This window comes from Paraburkholderia sp. SECH4, from assembly GCF_030511745.1.
Classification (GTDB): Bacteria; Pseudomonadota; Gammaproteobacteria; order Burkholderiales; family Burkholderiaceae; genus Paraburkholderia; species Paraburkholderia madseniana.
Genome location: NZ_JALOCP010000001.1, coordinates 367,538 through 384,086, shown reverse-complemented (window position 1 = coordinate 384,086; position 16,549 = coordinate 367,538). Strand labels below are relative to the sequence as shown.

Sequence of the window (16,549 nt, the reverse complement as noted above, 5' to 3'; positions counted from 1 at the left end):
GTCAGTGCTTGACCTCGCCGATCAGCGCGACCGAGTCGAACGCGCGCTGATTCGCCTGGTGGCGGCGCATCACGAACCACATCATCACGCAGACGAAGGTGCCGAATAGCACGATCACCGCCGTGACCGGCACGTCGAGCCACACCAGCACGGCGTACAGGCACAGCATCACGAGCACCGAGAGATTTTCGTTGAAGTTCTGCACGGCGATCGAGTGCCCCGCCGACAGCAGCACGTGGCCACGATGCTGGAGCAACGCATTCATCGGTACGACGAAAAAGCCCGACAGGCCGCCGACGACCATCAGGAAGATATACGCGACTATCAGATAGCCCGGCACATGCACGCGGCCGAAATACAGGCCCCAATGCGTGGGGAAGAGATCGCGTGTATAGAAGGCCATCAGCATGACAGCGATGCCCATCATGATGCCGACCGGAAGCACCGACAGCGACTTCCTCAACGGCACGCGCGAGGCTGCGTAAATCGCACCGACCGCCACACCCACTGCAACCACCGCCTGCAGAATCGCGGCTTCCGAAAGCGACATGTTCAGCGACACCTCGGCCCACTTCAGCACGATGAATTGCAGCGTCGCGCCGGCGCCCCAAAAAAGCGTGGTGACGGCGAGCGAGATCTGGCCGAGCTTGTCGCGCCACAGCACGAGAAAGCAGTCGGCGAAATCGGTGACCAGCTTGATCGGCCCGCGTTCCTGTTTCGGATAGCGCGCGCCGGTGTCGGGAATGCGCAGATTGAAGAGCGCCGCGATCACGTAGATGGCCATGATCACCAGCATCGCCGCTTCAGCGGGCGTGTTGACCGTGGGGATGTGGTGCCTGAGGATCGGTGCGGCAATGTGCGGGCTGATGAGCGCGCCGCCAAGCACGGTGCCGAGAATGATCGAACCGACCGTGGTGCCTTCGATCCAGCCGTTCGCGGCGACCAGCCGCTCAGGCGGCAGCAGCTCGGTGAGAATGCCGTACTTGGCCGGCGAGTAGGCCGCCGCGCCAAAGCCGACGATGCCATAGGCGAGCAACGGATGCGCGCCCACCAGCATCGTGATGCAACCGACTACTTTGATGGTATTGGTGACGAACATCACCTGTCCCTTTGGACGGGAGTCGGCGAAGGCACCCACGAAGGCGGCCAGAACGACGTACGACAGCACAAAGAACAACTTGAGCAGCGGCGTCATCCAGTTCGGGGCGTGAAGATCTTTCAGCAGTGCGATAGCAGCGATCAGAAGCGCATTGTCGGCCAGCGACGAAAAAAACTGCGCGGCCATGATGGTGTAAAAACCTTTTTTCATCTGATGCGATGCTGTCCTCGCTGCGGTCTGTCCGCCCCGGCCGTGTGCAAAGCGTCCGGGCTTATACCGTTCGAAATGGGTTGTGCGCACGGCTTTATATCATGAAAATAGCTGGATTCGGACTAGCAGAATCCTTGATCGCACCGCCCAGCGGGCTGCCGAGCACTGAAAACGCCCTGTAAGCTCCTGATTCGCAAGCGTCTTTACGAAAATTACCCATGCCGCGCCCCCTCTCAGCCACGATTCACACTGCCGCACTCGCCAATAACCTCGCCGTCGCCCGGCGCTACGCACCAAAATCCAAGATCTGGGCCGTGGTTAAGGCAAACGCCTATGGGCACGGCCTCGCGCGTGCTTTTCCCGGCTTGCGCGCAACCGACGGCTTTGGTCTTCTCGACCTCGAAGAAGCGGTGAAGTTGCGTGAATTGGGCTGGGCCGGCCCGATTCTGCTGCTCGAAGGCTTTTTTCGTCCGACCGATATCGACGTGATCGACCGCTACAGCCTGACCACGGCGCTGCACTCGGACGAACAGCTACGCATGCTCGAAATGGCGCGGCTGTCCAAGCCCGTCAATATCCAGCTGAAGATGAACACCGGCATGAACCGCCTCGGTTACACGGTGGAAAAATTCCGCTCCGCGTGGGAGCGCGCGCGGGCCTGCCAGGGCGTCGGCCAGATCACGTTGATGACCCATTTCTCGGACGCGGACGGCGAACGCGGCGTCGCCCATCAGCTCGAAGCGTTCGAGCGCGGCGCGCAAGGCATAGCCGGCGCGCGCAGCCTGTCGAATTCGGCGGCCACGTTGTGGCATCCCGAGGCCCACTTCGACTGGGTCCGCCCGGGCATCATCATGTACGGCGCGTCGCCCTCGGGCGTGACGGCCGCGATCGCCGGCACTGGCCTGCAACCGGCCATGACGCTCGCCTCCGAACTGATCGCCGTGCAGACGCTCGCCGAAGGTCATACGGTCGGTTATGGTTCGGCGTTCAAGGCGCGCGGCGCGATGCGCATCGGTGTGGTGGCCTGCGGTTACGCGGACGGTTATCCGCGGGTCGCGCCGGAAGGCACGCCGGTGATCGTCGACGGCGTGCGTACGCGGATCGTCGGACGGGTGTCGATGGACATGTTGACCGTCGACCTGACGCCGATTCCGACCGCCAACGTCGGCTCGCGCGTCGAGCTGTGGGGCACGTCCCTGCCGATCGACGACGTCGCGCAGGCGTGCGGCACGATCGGCTACGAGCTGATGTGCGCGGTTGCGCCGCGCGTGCCGGTGCGCGCGGAGTAAGGCGCGGCACTGACGTGCGGGGCGCCGTGCTGGCATGCTGGTCGCCGTGCTGGCGGTCTCAATGACGGTGCAAAGACAATCCCAAAGACGGTCGCAGTGAGGTCCCCGGCGAGCTGGAGTTGCTCAGCGAGGACCCCAGCGAGCGCATCAATCCAAAGAACAGCAACACAGGCAAGGGCGCGTGGCTAAACAGAAGACGTTGTACATCTGCAGTGAATGTGGCGGCCAGTCGCCGAAGTGGGCCGGGCAGTGCCCGTCATGCAATGCGTGGAACACGCTGGTGGAATCGGTCGCGGAGGCGCCGTCCACGCATCGCTTCCAGTCGCTCGCGAAGAGCGCGCCGGTGCGGCGTCTCGCCGATATCGACGCGTCCGACGTGCCGCGCTTTTCGACCGGCGTCAGCGAGTTCGACCGTGTGCTGGGCGGCGGTCTCGTGCCGGGCGGCGTGGTGCTGATCGGCGGCGATCCGGGTATCGGCAAATCGACGCTGCTGCTGCAGTCGCTCGCGGAAATTGCCGCGGACAAACGCGCGCTTTATATCAGCGGCGAAGAATCGGCCGCGCAGATTGCGTTGCGTGCGCAACGACTTTCGTTGCTGGAGCCCGGCTCGAAGGCGAGCGAGCTGCAACTGCTGGCGGAAATCCAGCTCGAGAAAATTCAGGCAACCATCGCCGAGCAGCGGCCGGACGTCGCGGTGATCGACTCGATTCAAACCGTTTATTCCGACGCGCTGACCTCAGCGCCGGGTTCGGTCGCGCAGGTGCGCGAGTGCGCGGCGCAATTGACGCGCATCGCCAAACAGTCGGGCACCACGATCATCATGGTCGGCCACGTGACCAAGGAAGGTGCGCTCGCCGGGCCGCGCGTGCTCGAGCACATCGTCGATACGGTGCTGTACTTCGAGGGCGACACGCATTCGTCGTTCCGGTTGGTGCGGGCGATCAAGAACCGCTTCGGCGCGGTCAACGAGCTCGGCGTGTTCGCGATGACCGAGCGCGGTTTGCGCGGCGTCGCCAATCCGTCGGCGTTGTTTCTGTCGCAGCACGAGCAATCCGTGCCGGGGTCGTGCGTGCTGGTGACGCAGGAAGGCACGCGGCCGCTGCTGGTCGAAGTGCAGGCGCTGGTGGATGCGGCCAACGCGCCGAATCCGCGGCGCCTTGCCGTGGGGCTGGAACAGAATCGCCTCGCGATGCTGCTGGCGGTGCTGCACCGGCACGCCGGCATCGCCTGTTTCGACCAGGACGTGTTCCTGAACGCGGTGGGCGGCGTGAAGATCACCGAGCCCGCGGCCGACCTCGCCGTGCTGCTCGCGATTCATTCTTCGATGCGCAACAAGCCGCTGCCCAAGGGGTTGGTCGTATTCGGCGAAGTGGGCCTCGCCGGCGAAATCCGGCCGTCGCCGCGCGGTCAGGATCGTCTTAAGGAAGCGGCCAAACTGGGCTTTTCGGTCGCGGTCATTCCGAAGGCCAATGCACCGAAACAGCCGATTGAAGGCTTACAAGTTGTTGCGGTGGAACGGATCGAACAGGCCATCGATCGGGTCCGCACGCTTGACTAGATGGGGTTCCGGCGCCTGCGGGCGCCTGTCCGTCCGTAATGGCCAGTAAATATCTCCATATTGGCTGTAACCTACCCGACATTCCTTTTTCCTAAGCTGGCAGGGTATTGCATCCCTTCTGATGCCCGAAAAAGGATCGCGCCTTGAAACAGTCATACGAAACCGCGGCCGAGCGGCCCATGCAGGTGCGCGGCTGCCGCGTCTCCGAGCCGATTCGCCAGCCTTGGGGTGGTGCCTGCCGGATTGTCGAGTGGATCGACACGACCGGGCAGATTTCGCGCCGGGTGGTGGCCGAAGATGTTACCGCCGCCGAAGTGCGCGCAACGATCAACCGTCACGTGGAAGGCCGCAAGCATGTCCTGTACGACGACGAAAAAACGCCGCGCCAGGTTTTGCCGCGTCAAACGGCGGTGCGGCGCTGAGGTTTTGCACGGCGGGAGTGTGGCCCGGTTGCCTGGATGGAGAGTTAATCAGTGCGGGCCGCAGATTCCGCACCCAGACTGTCTGGGCAAGTCTTAGCCTGGTCGTCGTTTAGCCTTGGTAGCGCTTAACCGCTCTGGCGATCATCGTCGCCAGCATCGTTTCCGGTCTGGCCTTCGGTCATCGCCGCGTACGCCTCGCGGTTGAACAGCGGATGCTGCGCGGCTTCCGCCGGCGTCAGCACCGGCGAGACGCAGCAGTCCAGCGATTCCAGCAGCAACACCCATTCCTCCAGCGGCCGCTTGACGATCAGCTCGGCCAACTCCTGCGTCAGCGCGGCGGCGTCCGGGCCGCCGATTGCCTGGCCGAGGCTCCAGTGCCGCGTCGCCCATTCGGGCCGGTCCAGCGCCATGCACAGCGTTTCCCAGAACTTCAGTTCGAGCGCGCCGACCGCGAGCCAGCGATTGTCGAGCGTCCGATACAGGTTGTAGCAGGGCACGCCGCCGTTCAGCAGACTGGCGCCGGCCACGGGCGCAGCGCCCTCATTGGCGAGCGCCACTTGCGCGACGACGTTGTGCGCATAGGTGGCGTGCGTCATCGATACGTCGACGAAGCGGCCTTCGCCGCCACGCGACACATGCCATAGCGCGGCGAGAATCTGCGTCACCGCGCTCAACGCGCCGCCAAGCAGGTCGGCAATCTGGAAATTCGGCAGAATCGGCGTGCCGTCGCGGCTCGCCAACTGATCGAGCACGCCCGCGTAGCCGATGTAGTTCAGATCGTGACCGGCATGGTCGACAAACGGACCGCTGGCGCCGTAACCGCTGATCGCGCAGTACACCAGCCTCGGATTGAGCGCGTGCAGGGTTTCGTAGCCGACGCCGAGGCGCTCCATCACGCCGGGCCGGAAACTTTCGATCAGGACATCCGCTTCGGCCGCCAGCGCGCGCAAGACATTGCGTCCCGCATCCGATTTGAGGTCGAGGCGCGTCTCGCGCTTGCCGCGATTCACCAGTCGGTAAAACGCGCCGGGGCGGCCTGCCACGCGGTCGCCGGACGACTGCATCATCGTGCGGGTGGGGTCGCCTGCGCCGGGCGCTTCGATCTTCAGCACGTCGGCGCCGAGTTCCGCAAGCCGCAAGGCGGCGACCGGACCCGGTAGCAGGCGCGTCAGGTCCAGCACGCGCAGCCCTTGCAGCGGAGCAGGTGCTGCCGCGGATGACGGCGCAACCGATGGTGCGGTTGAAGCTGCAGATGACGACTCAGTTGAGGACGCAGATGAGGACGCAGACGAGCTCACGGGTGACAAGGGCTACCTCCGATCGATGCCGGCGCGGACCGCGAACAGCCTGCCGCTAGCCGATTTGTTCGAGTTCCTCGTGAGTCTCTAGCCATTCGGCTTCGAGCGTTTCGAGGCGCGCGTTCACATCTGCCTGACGGCGGATCGCCTCCGTCAGTTTGCTCTTCTGCTCGGGCTCGTAACTGGCCGGATCGACGACGAATGCATCGAGCTTCGCCTTTTCCGCGTTGAGCGCGTCCATTTCCTTTTCGATCTTCGTGATGCGGCTTTGCAGCGGCTTTTTCAGGTGCGCGAGCTTCTGACGCGTTTCCGCTTCGAGACGGCGTTGCTCCTTGCGATTGACGCCGCCGTCGGCGCTATCCGCACCGTTCGATGCCGTGCCCGCCTTGAGCGCCGCGCGCTGGTCGGCGGCATGTTGCAGCAGCCAGTCGCGGTAGTCGTCGAGATCGCCGTCGAACTCCTGCAGACGATGCTTCGCGACCAGCATGAACACGTCAGTGGTGGCGCGCAGCAGATGCCGGTCGTGCGACACCAGAATCAGCGTGCCCTCGAATTGCGCGAGCGCCATGGTCAGCGCGTGACGCGTTTCGAGATCCAGGTGGTTGGTCGGCTCGTCGAGCAGCAGCAGATTCGGCTTTTGCCAGATGATCAGCGCGAGCGCCAAACGGGCTTTTTCGCCGCCCGAGAAGGGTGCGATCTTCGCGGTGGCCATCTCGCCGGAAAAGTTGAAACTGCCGAGGAAGTCGCGCAATTCCTGTTCACGCGTATCCGGTGCGAGACGCGCCAGATGCTGCAGCGGCGTGTCGTCCGGACGCAGCGTTTCGAGCTGATGCTGCGCAAAGTAGCCGATGCGCAGGCCCTTGCCTTCGCGCACATGGCCGCCGAGCGCTTCGAGCGTGCCGGCTAGCGTCTTGATCAGCGTCGATTTGCCCTGACCGTTCGCGCCGAGCAGGCCGATGCGCTGACCGTTCTGGATCGACAGCATCACATGGTCGACGATGGGAATTTCGCCGTCTTCACCGCGGTAGCCGCAGCGCACGTCTTCCATCACCATCATCGGATTCGGTGCGGAATCCGGCGTGCGGAATTCGAACGTGAATGGCGAGGACGCATGCGCCGGCGCGATCATCTCCATCTTTTCGAGCGCCTTCACGCGGCTTTGCGCCTGCCGTGCCTTGGTGGCCTGCGCCTTGAAACGGTTGATGTAGCTCTGCAGATGTTCGACCGTGCGCTGCTGCTTCTCATACGCGCTTTGCTGCAAGGCGATCTGTTGCGCGCGCAGGATTTCGAACTGCGAGTAGTTGCCGCCGTAACGCTTGATCTGCTGATGCTCCAGATGCAGCGTGACGTTGCAGACTGAATCGAGAAATTCGCGGTCGTGCGAGATCACGATCAGCGTGCCCGGATAACGGTGCAGCCAGTCTTCGAGCCAGACGATCGCGTCGAGATCCAGGTGATTGGTCGGTTCGTCGAGCAGCAGCAGGTCGGAGCGGCACATCAGCGCCTGCGCCAGATTCAGCCGCATGCGCCAGCCGCCGGAAAAGCTGCTGACCGGTTCGCGCGTTTGTTCGAGCGTGAAGCCGAGGCCGAGCAGCAATGCCTCGGCGCGGGCGGGCGCGGTGTAGCCGTCGGCGTCGGCGAACGCGGCGTGCGCTTCGCCTTCCGCTGCGCCGTCATGCGCGGCCGAGGCTTCGGCGATGCACGCTTCAATCGCACGCAGGGCAGCGTCGCCGTCGAGCGTGTAGGCGAGGGCGGTCTTGTCCGCGGCGGGCGTTTCCTGCGCCACGTGGGCGATCTGCCAGTTCGGCGGGATCGAGAAATCGCCGCCGTCGGCGTGCAGTTCGCCGAGCAGAACGGCAAACAGCGTCGACTTGCCCGCGCCGTTCGCCCCCACCAGGCCGGCTTTCTCGCCGGGGTTGAGGGTGAACGTGGTGTTTTCAAAGAGCGGCTTGGTGCCGCGCGCGAGGCTGAACTGGTTAAAGCGGATCACGAAGAGGCCGACTGAAGAAAAACGCTATTTTAGACTGCCGGGGCTGTCACCGGGCGGAGAGCCAGGATCGGCCATTCGGCCGACTGTACCGGCGCGGCTTTTGGCATAGACTGACGGTTTTTACGGGGAGAGCACATGACATCGATTTATTCGTTTTCCGCACGTACGCTTGGCGGCGAGGAAGTCAGCCTCGAGCGCTATCAGGGCAAGGTCCTGCTGATTGTCAATACGGCGAGCGAATGCGGATTCACGCCGCAGTACGCGGGTCTGCAAAAGGTTTATGACACTTACGCGGCGCGCGGCCTCGCGGTGCTCGGTTTTCCATGCAATCAGTTCGGCAAGCAGGAACCGGGTGATGCTACGCAGATCGGCAGTTTCTGCGAAAAGAATTACGGCGTGACCTTTCCGATGTTCGACAAGATCGATGTGAACGGCGCCAACGCGCATCCGCTGTTCCGCTATCTGACGGGCGAGGCGCCGGGCTTGCTGGGGCTCGAAGCGATCAAATGGAACTTCACCAAGTTCCTGATCGGCCGCGACGGCAACGTGGTGAAGCGCTATGCGCCGCTGACCAAGCCCGAGGCGATTGTCGAGGATATCGAAAAGCAGTTGTAGCGCGCGGCGCAGCCGGAGGTTCGGCACGCGCCGAGAGTTCGAATTGGGCACGAGCCGGCGCTCGAACCCGAGCTGATGTCGATGCCGGTGCCAGTCTCAGTGACGCAGCAGCAGGGGCTCTACAGGATCGGCGAGAACAACCGCGCCACGTGCATCAACACGCGCCGCAGCGCGCTCGCGTTGCGGTACTCGGTGCGGTCGATTTCGAGCGATTCCGCGAAGTCTTTGAGCAGCATTGCTTCGACATCTCTCGCGAAGCCGCGGTCCACGGTCAGCACCATGATCTCGAAGTTCAACCGGAACGAGCGGTTGTCGAGATTGGCGCTGCCGATGGCCGCCGCCGCGCTGTCGATCAGCACGACCTTCTGATGCAGGAAGCCTGGCTGGTAGCGGAAGATGCGGATGCCCGCGCGCAGCGAGTCGTACGCATACAGTTTCGAGGCGGCGAACACCACGCGGTGATCGCGCCGGCACGGAATCAGAATGCGCACATCCACACCGCGTAGCACGGCCAGTCGCAACGCTGAGAATACGGCTTCGTCGGGGATGAGATAAGGCGTGGTGATCCAGATCCGCTCGCGTGCCGCATTGATCGCCTCGACGAAGAAGAGCGAGCAGGTCTCCTGTTTGTCGGCGGGACCGCTCGGCACGACGAGGCAGTGCATGCCCTCGTCGGCTGGCTGGAAAGCCGGCATGGCGAACTCGGGCAACTGCTGGGTCGCCCAGTGCCAGTCCTCGGTGAACACGAACTGGATGCTGGCGACAGCCGGGCCGCGCACTTCGATATGCGTATCGCGCCACGGCGACAACGGCGGCTTGCTGCCGAGATATTCGACACCGACGTTGTGTCCGCCGACAAACGCGCGCTCACCGTCTACCGAGACGATCTTGCGGTGATTGCGGAAGTTCAACTGCAAGCGGTTCACGAAGCGGCGATTGGTGGCGAACGGGTGCGTCTCCACGCCGGCCGCGCGCAGCGCCGCCACGTAGCGGTGGGGCAGATCGAAACTGCCGATGCTGTCGTACAGGAAATAGACGCGCACGCCTTGCTGCGCTTTCGCGATCAATGCGTCTTTAAGCAGCTCGCCGAGCGCGTCGTCACGTACGATGAAGAACTGCACGATCACGTAATTGTGTGCACCTTCGATCGCTTCGAAGATCGCCTCGAAAGTGGCGGCACCGTTTACCAGCGTGCGCACGGAATTGCCCGGCAGGAACGGCATGCCACCCAGGCGCGTAAGCGAATGCACGAGCCTCGTGCCAAGTTCCTTGGTAGGCAGCCCTGCGGAGGAGGCTTGCGTATCCCATATCTGAGGATGCGCGCGCGTGCGCAGCAATTCGTTTTCGATGCGGCGAGCGTCCGCGTAACCCTGGAATTTGCTGCGGCCGAGGAACAGGTACGGCACCACCGTCAGATATGGCATGGCGACCAGCGACACGGCCCATGCGATCGCGCCTTGCGACGTGCGGGTGTTCAGAATCGCGTGGCACGCCGCAATCACGCCGAGAATATGGGCGAGGGCGACTAGCGGGCCGACGTGAAGCAGGTCGAATTCCATAGGCGGGCGAAGGGTTGGCAAGGCGCCGCCACTGCTGCCTGATGGCGCAGCGTGCAGCTAACCGCGCCCATCTTACCGAACGTGCGTGCGTTGGGGTGGTGTGGCGGTCCAGCTTCTTCGGGGATTCCGCGAATGCGGGGTGTGCGGGCGGAGGAGAGACGGGGGGGGGGCTGGCGTGTGCGGGCGGTGAGAGACGGGCGGTGCTGGCGTCTGCGCTATGAGCTGTCACACGCGCGGCAGGCATGAACTTCTGCCGCGCGTGTCACGCAATAAAGCGGTCCGGTGGTCCGGCAACCAGCGATCTGGCAACCGGCGATCCGGCGATAGAACGTTATACCGGCAGATCCGCGGCCTGAATCAGGAACACGTTGTCGTCGCCGGCGCTCGTCGACAGCCAGACCAGATCGAGGCCGCCGAAGGCCGCTTCGACGTTCGCGCGCTCGTTGCCGATCTCGACCACCAGCACGCCGTCTTCGGTCAACCAGTTGCGCGCTTCGGCGATGATCCGGCGCACGATGTCCATGCCGTCCGTGCCGCCAGCCAAAGCCATGTCCGGCTCGTGCTTGTACTCGGCGGGCAGTTCCTGCATGGAAGCGGCGTTCACATACGGCGGATTGCTGATGATCACGTCGTAGCGGCGCTCGGCGAGCGGCGCGTACAGGTCGCCCTGGAAGAGGGCGACGCGGTCGTCGAGCCGGTAGTCCGTCACGTTGCGGGTGGCGACTTCGAGAGCGGGGGCGGAGAGATCGACGGCGTCGATATCCGCGTTCGGGAAGGCGTGCGCCGCGAGGATCGCAAGGCAGCCGGAGCCGGTGCAGAGTTCCAGCACGGCGCTGACCTGTTCGGGATCTTCGACGTAAGGCTGCAGACCGTCCTGCAGCAACTCGCCGATGAACGAGCGCGGCACGATCACGCGTTCGTCCACGTGGAAGCGAAAGCCGTGCATCCACGCTTCCTGCGTGATGTACGCCGCCGGAACCCGTTGGCCGGCGCGGCGCTCGATCACGTTCAGCACGGCGTCGACCTCGGCCGGGGAGAGACGCGCGTCGAGGAACGGCTCCAGCAGATCGAGCGGCAGATGCAGCGTGTGCAGTATCAGGTAAGCAGCTTCGTCGTAGGCGTTGGCCGAGCCGTGGCCGAACGACAACTCGGCCTGGTTGAAGCGCGACACCGCGAAACGCAGCAGGTCGCGGACAGTGGAAAACGGGAGCGTCATCGCAGAAATTCCTTGGTCAGGCGATCAGTTGTTCGAGCACGCGGCGATACACGTTCTTCAGCGGCTCGATGTGTGCGACTTCGATATGTTCGTCGATCTTGTGGATGCTGGCGTTCAGCGGGCCGAATTCGATCACCTGCTCGCAGATGCGGGCGATGAAGCGGCCATCCGAGGTGCCGCCGGTGGTCGACAGTTCGGTCGTCACGCCGGTTTCGTCCTTGATGGCTTTAGCCAGCGCGTTCGACAGATCGCCGCGCGGCGTGAGGAACGGCAGGCCGCTCACGGTCCATTGCAGGTCGTATTCGAGATTGTGTTTGTCGAGGATCGCATGGACGCGAGCCTGCAAGCCTTCCACCGTGCTCGCCGTCGAGAAGCGGAAGTTGAACATCACGTCCGCGTGGCCCGGAATCACGTTGGTCGCGCCGGTGCCGCTATGGATGTTCGACACCTGCCAGGTGGTGGGCGGGAAGTACTCGTTGCCGTCGTCCCAGCGTTCGGCGACCAGCTCGGCCAGCGCGGGCGCGAGCAGATGCACCGGATTTTTCGCCAGATGCGGATAGGCGATATGGCCTTGCACGCCCTTGACGATCAGCTTGCCCGACATGGAACCGCGCCGGCCATTCTTCACCATGTCGCCGAACTGCGCGCTCGAGGTCGGTTCGCCGACGATGCAGTAGTCCATGCGCTCGCCGCGTGCCTGCAGCGCCTCGACGACCTTGACGGTGCCGTCGGTAGCGGGGCCTTCTTCGTCGCTCGTAATCAGGAAGGCGATCGAGCCACGATGCGCGGGGTGCGCCGCGACGAACTCCTCGCTTGCCACTACGAAGCCGGCGATCGACGACTTCATGTCCGCCGCGCCGCGGCCGTAGAGCTTGCCGTCACGATGGGTCGGCTCGAACGGCGCCGAGTGCCATTGTTCGAGCGGGCCGGTCGGCACGACGTCCGTGTGGCCGGCGAACGCGAGCAGCTTGCCGCGCGTGCCTTCGACGCCGCGTTTGACGGCCCACAGGTTGGTCACGCCGTTCGATTCGATCGTCTCGTGCTCGAAGCCGAGCGCGGACAGGCGCTCGATCAGGAGGCGCTGGCAATGCTGGTCGTCGGGCGTGACGGACGCGCGCGCGATCAGTTGTTCGGTAAGGGCGAGGGTGCCGGACATGGATTCAGTACAAGCCACTTTGAAATGAAAAAATGCCGGCGGGCGGTTGGGCACCGCAGCCGGCAACAGCTTTTAAGCAACGCGGCGAGGCCACGTTTTACTACCCGTTGCGCTCGATCGTGGCGCTGAGCCTGGCGTTCAGTCCCGTGCGTCGAGCCACGCGAGCGGGAGTGCGCGTCGGCAAACAGCGTACGCCGGGACAAACAGCGTCAGGCAAACAGCGTCAGGCAAACAGCGTCAGGCAAACAGCGCCGTATATTCGTCCACGGAAAAACCGAGCGACTTGACCTTCCCGTTGACCACCAGCACAGGCCGCTTGATCACCGACGGCTTGTGAATCATCAACGCGATCGCGCCCGACTGCGTGTCCGCCGCCGCCTTCATGTCGTCGGACAGGCCGCGCCAGGTCGTGCCGCGACGATTCAGCAATGCGTCGAGCTTCACGTCTTTCAGCCAGTCCTGAACCAGCGGCTCGGTCACGCCGTGTTTCTTGAAGTCGTGGAACTCGAACTCGACGCCGTGCTCTTCGAGCCACACACGGGCCTTCTTCACGGTGTCGCAGTTCGGGATGCCGTAGACGACGGTCTTGGTGCCGCGTGCCATCAATCGCCTCGCAGCAGCTCGTTCAGGCCGACCTTCGCACGCGTCTTGGCGTCGACCTTCTTGACGATCACGGCGCAGTAGAGGCTGTGCGAGCCGTCCTTCGACGGCAGGTTGCCCGCCACCACCACCGAACCCGCCGGAATGCGGCCGTACGTGACTTCGCCGGTTTCGCGGTCGTAAATCTTGGTGCTCTGGCCGAGGTACACGCCCATCGAAATCACCGAGTTTTCTTCGACGATCACGCCTTCCACCACTTCCGAACGCGCGCCGACGAAGCAGTTGTCTTCAATGATGACCGGGTTGGCCTGCAGCGGCTCCAGCACGCCGCCGATACCCACGCCACCCGACAGGTGGACGTTCTTGCCGATCTGCGCGCACGAGCCGACGGTCGCCCACGTGTCGACCATCGTGCCTTCGTCGACATAGGCGCCGATGTTGGTGTACGACGGCATCAGCACGACGTTCTTCGCGATGAACGAGCCACGGCGCGCGATGGCGGGCGGCACCACGCGGAAGCCGCCGGCGGCGAAGTCTTCAGCGGTGTAGTTGGCGAACTTCGACGGCACCTTATCGTAGAACTGCGAGTAGCCGCCAGCCGGCTGCACCACGTTGTCTTCCAGGCGGAACGACAGCAGCACGGCTTTCTTCAGCCATTGATTGACGACCCAGTCGCCGTCCTTCTTTTCGGCCACGCGCAGCGCGCCCTTGTCCAGTTGCTCGATGGCGTGGGCGACGGCTTCGCGCACGTCGGCCGGCGCGGCCTTCGGCGACAGTTCGGCGCGGTTTTCCCAGGCGGTATCAATGATCTGCTGAAGTTGTTGCGACATATGCGTGCTTTTCTGAAGAGTTGAAGTCTGAAGAAGGGAGTGCGGTGCGCGGGGTTGCCGAATATGAAAATTCGCGAAAACTCAACCCGCGAGCGCGCGGCAAAAATCGACGATTCGTTGTGCGCCCTGAGTGCATTCGTCGACATCGGCGACGAGCGCCATGCGCACGAAATTGCGGCCGGGGTTCACGCCGTGCGCGGTGCGCGCGAGGAACGAGCCCGGCAGAACCGTCACATTATAGTCGGCGTAGAGGCGCTGGGCGAACTCGGTGTCCGACAGGCCCGTGCGCGAAACGTCCGCCCACAGGTAGAACGCGGCGTCCGGCAGGCGTACGTCGAGCACCTCGGCGAGCATCGGCGTCACGGTGGAAAACTTCTGCACGTACTTCGCGCGGTTCTCGCGCACGTGCGTTTCGTCATTCCAGGCCGCGATGCTGGCACTCTGGAACACCGTCGACAAGGCCGTGCCGTGGTATGTCCGGTATAGCAGGAAGTCTTTCAGGATCGCCGCGTCGCCGGCCACAAAGCCCGAGCGCATGCCCGGCACGTTCGACCGCTTGGACAGGCTGGAGAGCATCACGAGGCGCTCGAAGCCGCGGCCGAGCTTGTGGGCCGCTTCCAGGCCGCCGAGCGGCGGATTGGCTTCGTCGAAGTAGATTTCCGAGTAGCACTCGTCCGAGGCGATCACGAAGCCGTAACGGTCCGACAGCGCGAACAGCTCGCGCCAGTCGTCGAGCGTGAGCACGGCGCCGGTGGGATTGCCGGGCGAGCACACGTACAGTAGCTGCGTGCGCGCCCAGATGTCGGCCGGCACCGCCGAATAGTCGCAGGCGAAGTTGCGCGCCGGGTCGCTATTTACGAAGTACGGTTGCGCGCCGGCGAGAAGCGCGGCGCCTTCATAGATTTGGTAGAACGGGTTCGGACAGAGTACGATCGCAGGCTCGCCGTCAGCGTTTCGCTTGGGGTCGATGACCGTTTGTGCGAGCGCAAACAGCGCCTCGCGCGAGCCCGCCACAGGCAGCACCTGGGTGGCCGGATCGACCGGGGGCAGGTTGTAGCGCTGCGTCGCCCATTTCGCAATCGACTCGCGCAGTGCCGGCGAACCGATGGTGGCCGGATACGCCGACAAACCGCCAAGCGAGGCGATCACCGCGTCGCGAATCAGCGAGGGCGTGGGATGTTTCGGTTCGCCGATGCCGAAGCTGATGTGCGCGAGGCCGGCCGGCGGCGTGACGTCCTTGAAAAGTGCACGCAGCTTTTCGAACGGATAGGGCTGGAGGGAGTCGAGTAGCGGGTTCACTGGGCGGATCGAGCCTGATCGAAGATGGGCGCAGAGGAATGCTGGCACGCATGCGGACCGTAAAACGCGTGAAACACGCGAAAAGGGCGGCAGCGGCGGCGAGCGAATGATTATAGCGTGGCGGCGCGCACGGGAAATTCATGGCGGCGCCTCGCGTGTAAGGCGCGGCGCAACCCGCCAGGCGGCGCAGGCAATGCGACGCAGCGGGAACGACGCGAACCGCAGACGGTTCGCGCAAAAAAGAAGCAGGAGCAGCAATGTATGTAGCAGCAACGGAGACATCCGCACTATTCGGACGAAGCGGGCGCAAGAACGCCGCCGTCGGCAAAGTCAGCAACATCGCCCGCAGGACCAGCAACCGTCGCGGGAGCCTTACATCATGACCAACTGGCTTCGCAATGGCTGGCCGACGCTCGCGATCATGCTGGGCGCCTCGGTGTGGGGGATGATCTGGTACCCGCTGCGCATGCTGAATGCGCTCGGCGTGACCGGCACGGCGGCAAGCGCACTGACGAGCGCCGCCGGTTGCCTGTTCGTTCTGCTGGTGCGCCATCGTGCGCTTAAGACGGTGCGCTGGCACTGGCTGCTGCCGGCGCTTGCGCTGGCCGCCGGCATTACCAATCTCGGTTTCGTGTGGGGCTCGATCCACGGCGAGGTGATGCGCGTATTGCTGCTGTTCTATCTCACCCCCGCGTGGACCGCGCTCTTTGCGCACTTCATCCTGCACGAACGCCTGACCTGGTCGGGCGCAGGCCTTGCCGCGCTGTCGCTGGCCGGCGCGATGACCATGCTGTGGTCGCCGCAACTGGGCCTTCCGGTGCCCGGCAACCTCGCCGAATGGGCAGGGCTCGCGGGCGGCATGGGTTTCGCGATGAGCAACGTTCTGATCCTCAAGACGAGCCGCGTGCTGCCCGAGATGAAGCCCGAAATGCGCACCGCGACGATCTTCGGCGGCGCGGCGATTTTCAGCGCCTGTGCATCGCTGTTCGAGGCAATGCCCGCACCGCCCACCGGCGCGCATCTCGGCACAGCCGCGTTACTAGTGCTCGGCCTCGGTTTTCTGCTGGCGTCGAACAATATGCTCGTGCAGTACGGACTCGCGCGCGTGCCGGCCAATCGGGCCTCGATCATCATGCTGTTCGAGATCGTGGTGACGGCCTTGTCCGCATGGCTGTTCGCCGGCGAGTCGCCGGGCCCGCGCGAATGGGCAGGCGGCGCGTGCATCGTGCTGGCGTCGGCATTATCCAGCTGGGTGCACCGGACAAAGGCTTTACCGCCTGATCCGGCCAATCAGGATGCGGGTCTTGATGCCGACCGAGATGCCGACCTCGGTGCGGACCGTAAGGACGCTAAGAACCGCTCGCGCGCGATGGTATGATTGCCCCTCATTAGCCGGTGCATGCTTCAT

The 16,549-nt window shown here is 64.1% G+C and carries 14 protein-coding genes; 5 read left to right on the top strand and 9 right to left on the bottom strand.

What is annotated here, in order from left to right:
* Position 1: 1 nt before the first annotated feature.
* Positions 2-1,309 carry a lysophospholipid transporter LplT gene (gene lplT / locus M0D67_RS01610; protein WP_154567295.1) on the bottom strand — a complete coding sequence of 436 codons (1,308 nt, stop codon included), beginning with the start codon at positions 1,307-1,309 and terminating at the stop codon, positions 2-4.
* A gap of 218 nt (positions 1,310-1,527) precedes the next feature.
* Between lplT and alr the strand changes: the two genes are divergently transcribed.
* The 3 genes from alr (at position 1,528) to M0D67_RS01595 (ending at position 4,578) form a co-directional block, all read left to right on the top strand.
* The gene (alr, locus tag M0D67_RS01605) at positions 1,528-2,598 is read left to right on the top strand and encodes an alanine racemase (protein ID WP_154567294.1); all 1,071 of its coding nucleotides are present in this window, start codon (positions 1,528-1,530) and stop codon (positions 2,596-2,598) included.
* A 181-nt stretch (positions 2,599-2,779) separates the two neighbouring features.
* Positions 2,780-4,156 (top strand): DNA repair protein RadA, encoded by a 1,377-nt coding sequence (radA, locus tag M0D67_RS01600; RefSeq protein WP_168436013.1) that lies wholly within the window; start codon positions 2,780-2,782, stop codon positions 4,154-4,156.
* A 143-nt stretch (positions 4,157-4,299) separates the two neighbouring features.
* Positions 4,300-4,578: a DUF2866 domain-containing protein gene (locus M0D67_RS01595; RefSeq protein ID WP_154567293.1), complete on the top strand. Its 279-nt coding sequence runs from the start codon at positions 4,300-4,302 to the stop codon at positions 4,576-4,578.
* 125 nt (positions 4,579-4,703) lie between these two features.
* Here M0D67_RS01595 and M0D67_RS01590 read toward each other — a convergent pair whose 3' ends face one another.
* Entirely contained in the window at positions 4,704-5,774 is a 1,071-nt protein-coding gene (locus M0D67_RS01590) for a CaiB/BaiF CoA-transferase family protein (RefSeq protein WP_171925517.1), read from the bottom strand.
* 157 nt (positions 5,775-5,931) lie between these two features.
* Positions 5,932-7,866, bottom strand: a complete 1,935-nt coding sequence (locus M0D67_RS01585) for an ATP-binding cassette domain-containing protein (RefSeq protein ID WP_171925510.1) — start codon at positions 7,864-7,866, stop codon at positions 5,932-5,934.
* 135 nt (positions 7,867-8,001) lie between these two features.
* Here M0D67_RS01585 and M0D67_RS01580 point away from each other — a divergent pair, with 135 nt between their 5' ends.
* The gene (locus tag M0D67_RS01580; protein WP_054041016.1) at positions 8,002-8,481 is read left to right on the top strand and encodes a glutathione peroxidase; all 480 of its coding nucleotides are present in this window, start codon (positions 8,002-8,004) and stop codon (positions 8,479-8,481) included.
* Positions 8,482-8,600: 119 nt separating this feature from the next.
* Here the strand turns inward: M0D67_RS01580 and cls are convergent, their stop codons facing one another.
* The 6 genes from cls to dapC form a co-directional block, all read right to left on the bottom strand.
* Complete coding sequence (gene cls, locus M0D67_RS01575; protein ID WP_266237196.1) at positions 8,601-10,040, bottom strand: cardiolipin synthase; 1,440 nt, start codon at positions 10,038-10,040, stop codon at positions 8,601-8,603.
* A 331-nt stretch (positions 10,041-10,371) separates the two neighbouring features.
* The gene (gene prmB / locus M0D67_RS01570; protein WP_154567451.1) at positions 10,372-11,256 is read right to left on the bottom strand and encodes a 50S ribosomal protein L3 N(5)-glutamine methyltransferase; all 885 of its coding nucleotides are present in this window, start codon (positions 11,254-11,256) and stop codon (positions 10,372-10,374) included.
* Positions 11,257-11,272: 16 nt separating this feature from the next.
* Positions 11,273-12,412: a succinyl-diaminopimelate desuccinylase gene (dapE, locus tag M0D67_RS01565; protein WP_266236979.1), complete on the bottom strand. Its 1,140-nt coding sequence runs from the start codon at positions 12,410-12,412 to the stop codon at positions 11,273-11,275.
* Between the two features lie 237 nt (positions 12,413-12,649).
* Positions 12,650-13,015 (bottom strand): ArsC family reductase, encoded by a 366-nt coding sequence (locus M0D67_RS01560; RefSeq protein WP_154567453.1) that lies wholly within the window; start codon positions 13,013-13,015, stop codon positions 12,650-12,652.
* Positions 13,015-13,842 carry a 2,3,4,5-tetrahydropyridine-2,6-dicarboxylate N-succinyltransferase gene (gene dapD, locus M0D67_RS01555; RefSeq protein WP_266236976.1) on the bottom strand — a complete coding sequence of 276 codons (828 nt, stop codon included), beginning with the start codon at positions 13,840-13,842 and terminating at the stop codon, positions 13,015-13,017. Before dapD ends, M0D67_RS01560 begins: the two co-directional genes overlap by 1 nt.
* 81 nt (positions 13,843-13,923) lie before the next feature.
* Positions 13,924-15,141: a succinyldiaminopimelate transaminase gene (gene dapC, locus M0D67_RS01550; protein ID WP_266236974.1), complete on the bottom strand. Its 1,218-nt coding sequence runs from the start codon at positions 15,139-15,141 to the stop codon at positions 13,924-13,926.
* 379 nt (positions 15,142-15,520) lie between these two features.
* On the opposite strand from dapC, the gene M0D67_RS01545 reads away from it, so the two are divergent.
* Positions 15,521-16,519, top strand: a complete 999-nt coding sequence (locus tag M0D67_RS01545) for a DMT family transporter (RefSeq protein ID WP_266236971.1) — start codon at positions 15,521-15,523, stop codon at positions 16,517-16,519.
* Positions 16,520-16,549: the final 30 nt, after the last annotated feature.

Coding starts and splice junctions, on each gene's coding strand:
- lplT (WP_154567295.1), bottom strand. CDS start 1,309: ATGAAAAAAGGTTTTTACACCATCATGGCCGCGCAGTTTTTTTCGTCG.
- alr (WP_154567294.1), top strand. CDS start 1,528: ATGCCGCGCCCCCTCTCAGCCACGATTCACACTGCCGCACTCGCCAAT.
- M0D67_RS01580 (WP_054041016.1), top strand. CDS start 8,002: ATGACATCGATTTATTCGTTTTCCGCACGTACGCTTGGCGGCGAGGAA.
- cls (WP_266237196.1), bottom strand. CDS start 10,040: ATGGAATTCGACCTGCTTCACGTCGGCCCGCTAGTCGCCCTCGCCCAT.
- prmB (WP_154567451.1), bottom strand. CDS start 11,256: ATGACGCTCCCGTTTTCCACTGTCCGCGACCTGCTGCGTTTCGCGGTG.
- dapE (WP_266236979.1), bottom strand. CDS start 12,412: ATGTCCGGCACCCTCGCCCTTACCGAACAACTGATCGCGCGCGCGTCC.
- M0D67_RS01560 (WP_154567453.1), bottom strand. CDS start 13,015: ATGGCACGCGGCACCAAGACCGTCGTCTACGGCATCCCGAACTGCGAC.
- dapD (WP_266236976.1), bottom strand. CDS start 13,842: ATGTCGCAACAACTTCAGCAGATCATTGATACCGCCTGGGAAAACCGC.
- M0D67_RS01545 (WP_266236971.1), top strand. CDS start 15,521: ATGACCAACTGGCTTCGCAATGGCTGGCCGACGCTCGCGATCATGCTG.